This window comes from Pseudomonas sp. (genome assembly GCF_037994325.1).
Lineage (GTDB): Bacteria > Pseudomonadota > Gammaproteobacteria > Pseudomonadales > Pseudomonadaceae > Aquipseudomonas.
This window is the reverse complement of sequence record NZ_JBBNAH010000691.1, coordinates 1-5,700: the sequence shown is the minus strand read 5'-3', so window position 1 is coordinate 5,700 and position 5,700 is coordinate 1. Positions and strand designations below refer to the sequence as shown.

The following is a 5,700-nucleotide window of genomic DNA, read 5'->3' as shown; positions in this document are numbered from 1 at the left end:
CCCATCACCCGTTCGACACCGGCGCGGTTGTACCAGCTGCGGTCGAAGATCACCACTTCGCCGGCTGCGGGCAGATGGGTGAGGTAACGCTGCGCATACATCTGGGTTTTTTCCCGCTCGGTGGGTGCTGGTAGCGCGACCACACGAAATACCCGCGGGCTGACACGCTCGGTCAGCGCCTTGATGGTGCCGCCTTTGCCCGCACCGTCACGGCCTTCAAATACCACGCACACTTTCAGGCCCTCCTGCTGTACCCACTGCTGCAACTTGACCAGCTCCACGTGCAGTTTTTTCAGCTCGGCCTCGTACACCTTGGCCGGTAGCCGTTGTGTGTCTTGGGCTGAAGGTTTCTTGGATTTCTTTTTCGATTTGGTCATCTCGCCCTCCATGACCCTGTGCAGACAGTCACCGCACGCAGCGGCTGGTTTGGTTAACCCGCAACGACCCGGCGCAAGCCGGCAGTCAATGGAAGGGGAAGATGTAATTCATCCAGGCCGCCATGCGTAGCAAGATCTTGCGCATCACCGCCACATGGTGGAAATGCTGGCTATAAAGCGCGGCCTGACCGTACGAGCCGCCGGGCATCTGGGCGGCGTACTGGGCATAGGCCGGATCGGTAATCTCGATAATCACCGGTACCCGCCCCGCCGGCGGTGAGCCGCTGTAGCTGATCAGGGTGCCGGACGGCTGCACCTGTCCCTCGCCAATCACGCCGATCACCTGCTTGACCTTGCCAGCAAACACCTGGCCAGGAATGCCATCGAACGCCACCTCGGCGTCATCACCAACAGCCAGGCGCAACTGGCTGTTTTGCCGCATCCAGGCGGTGAAGTAAGGGCCTTCGTCCGGCACAAACACCATGGAGGGGCGCAACGGCAATTGGCTGGCCATCATGCCGGGGCGCAGTGACACATGGGTGACGAAGCCTCGCGTAGGCGCTCGCACTGTCGTGCTGTCCAGCTCGAACTGGGCCAGGCCAAGCTGTGCTTCAAGGTTGTCCACCTGGGCGCTGGCCAGGTCCAGATTGCGACGATTGCCGACTTCGCGCTTCACCAGTTCACTTGCGCGTGCCTCATCGGCGCGGGCGGATTTAAGCTGGGCTTTGATCGCCCTGAGCCGCCACTCAAAGGGCTTGGGATCGATGCGAAACAGCACCGTACCTTTTTCGATCACCTGGTTGCCTTGCACCGGCACCTCAATGACCATGCCTGACACCGCCGGAATAACCGGCGTGGTGACAAAGTAGGAGCGCGCCACTTCCGAATAGGGGTGGTTGTAATTCATCACGAAGATCAGCGTGCCGATCAGGATGATGCCGCCAAGCACGGCCGTGGGCACCGTCCATTTATTCAGCGGGATGCGGAAAAGCTTGAAAATGGCCACGCAGATGGCGGCATAGGTCAGGATCAGAAGCAGGTCCACGGCTTAGACCTCCTTGTCCAGATCGATTGGCAGCGGGTCGAGCTGTTGCCCCTCCAACGCCTCAACACGCTGGCGCAACGCTTCCAGTTGTGGAAGCAGCTGTGCCGCCGAATTGGCGCTGTCCTGACTAAACCCCCACCCCCGGTCGCTGCGGTACAACATGGCCCATATCCATAGAAACGGCCACAACACATGGAGCGTGAACAGGCTGACCCAGCCCGCCGCATGGATCGCATCCTGATGAGGGTGGTTGCGATGAACCGCAATCTCGTACGGGATATCGTGCAACGCAATAATCCCGTAGAACAACACCAGGCCAACGAAGAACAGCATTCCCAGCGCTATGTAGTCGAGCATCCCAAGCCTCCCGGCTCCGGCGCGTGCCCGAGCGAAGTCGGCTGAGTATGGACGACCGTACAAATTCTGCTGGCAATGGGCGAAATTTTCTTACAGCGACAAAACCCCGCTATACAAACCATATGCAGCAGCGGCGGCGCCCAGCAGTACGCAACTGAAAATGCCGGTCTCTACAGGCGTGAACAACGGTTTGCCTTGCTCATGTTTAGCCTTGGCAAAAAGCAACACCCCGGGCGCGTACAGCAATGCCGAAAGCAGCAAATATTTAACCCCGCCGGCATACAGCAGCCATACCGCGTAGCTCAGCGCAATGGCGCTGATCAGCAGATCCTTGCGGCGTTCGGCGCCAGCCTGCTCATAGGTTTCGCCGCGATGGCTGAGCAGCACCGCATAGGCCGCAGACCACAGGTAAGGCACCATGATCATCGACGAGGCCAGGTAGATAAGGCTGGTGTAGGTACCGGCCGAAAACAGCGTTATCAATAGAAACAGCTGGATCATGCCGTTGGTAAGCCACAGCGCGTTGACCGGCACATGGTTGGCATTTTCCCGCTTCAGGAATGCCGGCATGGTGTCGTCCCGCGCTGTGGCAAACAGGATTTCAGCGCACAACAGAGCCCAGGACAGCAATGCACCCAGCAGTGAAATCGCCAGGCCCACACTGATCAGCAAGGCGCCCCACGGGCCAACGATATGTTCCAGCACCACTGCCAGAGACGGGTTTTGCAGCGCTGCTAGTTCCGGTTGGCTCATCACGCCCAGCGACAGCAGGTTGACCAGCACCAACAGGGCCAACACCCCGAGAAAACCCAGCACTGTCGCGCGCCCCACATCGCTACGTTTTTCCGCCCTGGCTGAGTAGACACTGGCGCCTTCAATGCCAATAAACACAAACACGGTCACCAGCATCATGTTGCGTACCTGCTCCATCACGCTGCCGAATTTCGGGTTGCTGCGTCCCCAGATGTCGCGGGTGAAAATGTCAGCATCAAAAGCGGCAGCGGCAATCACGATAAACAACACCAGCGGCACCACCTTGGCCACCGTGGCCAACTGATTGATCAAGGCCGCCTCCTTGATTCCACGCAGCACCAGAAAGTGCACGGCCCATAGCAGCAGCGAGGCACAACCGATAGCGATGGGCGTATTGCCTTGGCCAAACACCGGAAAGAAGTAACCCAGCGTACTGAACAGCAGAACGAAGTAACCCACGTTGCCCAGCCAAGCACTGATCCAGTAACCCCAGGCCGACGAAAACCCCATGTAATCGCCAAACCCCGCCTTGGCGTAGGCATAAACGCCCGAATTGAGCTCTGGCTTGCGGTTGGCGAGAATCTGGAAAACAAAGGCCAGGGTCAGCATGCCTACGGCCGTGATCCCCCAACCAATCAATACCGCGCCTGCGTCTGCGCGCTCAGCCATATTCTGCGGCAGGGAAAAAATGCCGCCGCCAATCATCGACCCCACGACCAACGCGATAAGCGCACTCAAACGAAGTTTTTGCATCGGCTGCGACATGCTCAGCACTCCCTGGGTGGGCGGACGCCCTATTACGTACCGTTGCCACTGGGTTTAACCAAGCACATAAAGCAACAGTCTGCCGAGGACCTTGCCGGGCCGATTGCGGACGACGAGAGAGGAAGTGGGGCCATCGTAGGCAATTCGAATAAATACGAACCGGGTGATGCCGTAAAAGTGCAGCGCCACGCTTTACAAATGGCCGGCAGGCACTAGCGTTCACATCCAGTAGATCAGCCCCAGCGCAGCCAACGGTGGCATCAACACAACAAGGGCGGTCAGGGAGAAGCTATGGCTACGTTTACACCCGGTCACTTGCACATCGAGCGCCACGCACTGACAAAAAGTGACGTCAGCTACAACATCCACCTCGACTATGCCCTGGCACAGGACCCCGCAAAAGGCAAAGGCATGTCCTTCACCATGCATGGCACCATCCAGGGCAAAGACCTCTCGGAGACCTTTTTTCTGCCGCGGGACGAAGCGCATAACTTCGCTCGAAACGTAACGAAAATCGCCGAGAAATATGGGATACCCAAGGCACTGAGCAGTATCGGGTCGGTGCACAAACACTACGATGCGATGTTTGCCGATGTCCGCGAACAGCTGGCGATCCAACCCGGTGAGCCGATCAACCCTGAGCATTTTGAGTGAAACACGTGCAATCGCTTTTCTATAACGCACGTAGCGCGAGGGGACTCCTGTCGGTGTAGAGGCAACTTGGACTCCCGGTGCTACGCTTCCAGGCACCGGGGCGGTGCACGCGCCACCTCATTCTCCAAGGCAGGGGCGTTGACTATGGATGGCAGACAAGATGTATACCTCGCAGCCACTGTTCTGGCCGTGGACGACACGCCTGACAATCTGATGGTACTGGCCGATCTACTCAAGGACCGATACAGAGTCAAAGCCGCCAGTCAGTCAGCCAGAAGCGGTTACTAAAATCCGCCACCTTGTCGGTTGATCGTCCCGACTTCCGCCCTTTCGAAAGTGATGTCTGATCCGTTCCTTTAGCCCTCATGCGCGTATGCGATCCAGCTTTTTTACCCCGCCTTGGGTTACAGTTCTGCCGGCAATAAGGCGAACAACCCTGCATGGAGGCACTGCGCGTAATGTCCGAAACCCTTATTTCCCTTAGTGTTCAGTTTGCGAGTGAAGCCCAGGCGCAAGGTGTTCAAGCGCACTTAGACCTGCCGGCCCATACCTACGAACTGTCAACGGTTCTAGCGTCTCTCGCACCAGAGGTCGTTGCACCTCCTGGTCAGGATATCGACATCGAACGCGTGGAGAGGCAAGGCAGCGTGCTGACGATTGCAGCGTACGCGGGACGAATCGATCCGCCGCTCTGGCTGGTACCTGGCCTGGTTCAACTGGGGGCCACGCGCATCGTCTTGAGCGAATCGGCAGATGATGGCGGTACGCAGTACTACTTTATCGGTGGCAAAAAGGTCAGCAAAAAAGCGTTCGAAGCCAGCGCGGCCCTTATGCCCAAGCCGCCTCTGCAGGCCGCATCCGATCAGTTTCTGCCCAATGGCCGGGTGTCCGTCAAAGCCACACTGCTGAGCCACGAGTGGAAAGCGTCGAGGTTCGAACGCTACTGCGTCATGCATATGCAGGCCGAGGATGGACGTTATTTTCTGTACAAAGGAACCGCCGCACTGACAAAAATGACCGAGGATGACCACGAGAAAACCTGCACATTTTCAGCAGTGTTCGAAGCGGGCGAATATGACGGAAAGGTCGTCGCATTTGCCCAACGCCCTACAAAAATACAGATCGGCAGTGTTGCGCCGTCCGCGATCAAAGCGGTGAAGTTCACCGATCACAACAAGGCCTTTATGGCTGATGTTTTTGGGCCGTTGATTACCCGCTACTTTGACGAGTTGGGCGGCAAACCGGATGCGTTTATTCAGCAGATGAGTGAAACGTCAGTACTCGGGATCGCGTTCACCGACCTGTTCGCATTGCTTAAAAACCTCCGCGCCTATTCGTTCAGCGGATTCGGGCACTACGTCTCGGTATCTGATGGTGATCGCGCCGCATTCGAGATTTATACCGTGGGCGACGTCCCGATAGACTTCAGCGCGGCACGTCGCCACTTGAATGCGCTCAATGTGACTGAGATTTATCGCAGTGACGGCTCTGGCACTTCCACGCTTTTCTGGACGCACGAGGGCATTCGCGTACGCTTCAAGGTATGGGCAAAAGGCTTCGAGTGTTTTCTGGACATAGGCACCACGTTGGCCTGAGGCCGTGCATTTCCTCACGCGAGATGTCCACTTCTGGCCGATTGCAGCCTGTCGTGATCGGCAGCTAACGGCCAAAAGCTGCCTGTCATGCTTACCGCCTGTTGTTGACCGAGATAGGCCTCGACGTACAATCGCCCCCCCCCAAAAAAAATCA

General features: G+C 57.6%; 5 protein-coding genes and 2 pseudogenes. 3 read left to right on the top strand and 4 right to left on the bottom strand.

Annotation, left to right across the window (positions count from 1 at the left end; translation table 11 throughout):
• From AAAB16_RS22835 to arcD, 4 genes and pseudogenes are all read right to left on the bottom strand, one after another.
• A pseudogene (locus tag AAAB16_RS22835) lies at positions 1 to 377 on the bottom strand (polyphosphate kinase 2); the annotation flags it as partial.
• 85 nt (positions 378 to 462) lie between these two features.
• Positions 463 to 1,422 (bottom strand): biotin/lipoyl-binding protein, encoded by a 960-nt coding sequence (locus tag AAAB16_RS22830; RefSeq protein WP_340665404.1) that lies wholly within the window; start codon positions 1,420 to 1,422, stop codon positions 463 to 465.
• Between the two features lie 3 nt (positions 1,423 to 1,425).
• Positions 1,426 to 1,779 carry a DUF3302 domain-containing protein gene (locus tag AAAB16_RS22825; protein WP_340665403.1) on the bottom strand — a complete coding sequence of 118 codons (354 nt, stop codon included), beginning with the start codon at positions 1,777 to 1,779 and terminating at the stop codon, positions 1,426 to 1,428.
• A 90-nt stretch (positions 1,780 to 1,869) separates the two neighbouring features.
• Entirely contained in the window at positions 1,870 to 3,297 is a 1,428-nt protein-coding gene (gene arcD, locus AAAB16_RS22820; protein ID WP_340665402.1) for an arginine-ornithine antiporter, read from the bottom strand.
• Between the two features lie 291 nt (positions 3,298 to 3,588).
• Here arcD and AAAB16_RS22815 point away from each other — a divergent pair, with 291 nt between their 5' ends.
• The 3 genes and pseudogenes from AAAB16_RS22815 to AAAB16_RS22805 all read left to right on the top strand — a co-directional run bounded on the left by AAAB16_RS22815 (position 3,589) and on the right by AAAB16_RS22805 (position 5,546).
• Positions 3,589 to 3,951 (top strand): DUF5064 family protein, encoded by a 363-nt coding sequence (locus tag AAAB16_RS22815; protein ID WP_340665401.1) that lies wholly within the window; start codon positions 3,589 to 3,591, stop codon positions 3,949 to 3,951.
• Positions 3,952 to 4,095: 144 nt separating this feature from the next.
• A pseudogene (locus tag AAAB16_RS22810) lies at positions 4,096 to 4,215 on the top strand (two-component system response regulator); the annotation flags it as partial.
• A gap of 194 nt (positions 4,216 to 4,409) precedes the next feature.
• Positions 4,410 to 5,546, top strand: coding sequence for a hypothetical protein (locus AAAB16_RS22805; protein ID WP_340665400.1), 1,137 nt, complete (start codon positions 4,410 to 4,412; stop codon positions 5,544 to 5,546).
• The last annotated feature ends 154 nt before the right edge of the window (positions 5,547 to 5,700 follow it).

Excerpts from the sequence above, each read along its gene's own strand:
- AAAB16_RS22815 (WP_340665401.1), top strand. The coding sequence starts at position 3,589 with ATGGCTACGTTTACACCCGGTCACTTGCACATCGAGCGCCACGCACTG.
- AAAB16_RS22805 (WP_340665400.1), top strand. The coding sequence starts at position 4,410 with ATGTCCGAAACCCTTATTTCCCTTAGTGTTCAGTTTGCGAGTGAAGCC.
- arcD (WP_340665402.1), bottom strand. The coding sequence starts at position 3,297 with ATGTCGCAGCCGATGCAAAAACTTCGTTTGAGTGCGCTTATCGCGTTG.
- AAAB16_RS22825 (WP_340665403.1), bottom strand. The coding sequence starts at position 1,779 with ATGCTCGACTACATAGCGCTGGGAATGCTGTTCTTCGTTGGCCTGGTG.